Origin of the sequence: Pseudomonas agronomica, from assembly GCF_025917275.1 — a bacterium.
In the GTDB taxonomy this organism is placed as follows: Bacteria; Pseudomonadota; Gammaproteobacteria; order Pseudomonadales; family Pseudomonadaceae; genus Aquipseudomonas; species Aquipseudomonas agronomica.
This window is the reverse complement of sequence record NZ_JAOSHO010001109.1, coordinates 1-302: the sequence shown is the minus strand read 5'-3', so window position 1 is coordinate 302 and position 302 is coordinate 1. Positions and strand designations below refer to the sequence as shown.

Genomic DNA, 302 nt, shown 5'->3' with positions numbered 1-302 from the left:
TCAGCCAATGATTTAAGCGTGACGGCCGCTGGCGTCAGCAACTATGGGGCTATAGCGGCCTCTAGAGATCTAACGGTTACAACCCAGGCCCTGCTTAACGCGCAGGCTGCGGATGGCAGCCGTGGTTTGCTCTTCAGCGGGCGGAATATGGGCCTGCGGACGACGTCCTTTACCAACCGTTATGCCGATGTTTACAGCCTGGGCAATCTTCTGGTCAGCGGAGTCGCGTCGGGTACTTCGGCTCAAAACGTACTGAACAGCTCCGCCAGCATTGAAGCCGGCGGGGATATCAGCATTGCTGC

1 protein-coding gene is annotated in these 302 nt (G+C 57.9%); it reads left to right on the top strand.

The window, feature by feature from the left end; genetic code table 11:
- Window positions 1–302 (top strand): hypothetical protein (locus OC610_RS29140; protein WP_264433312.1); only part of this gene is annotated, 302 nt, incomplete at both ends.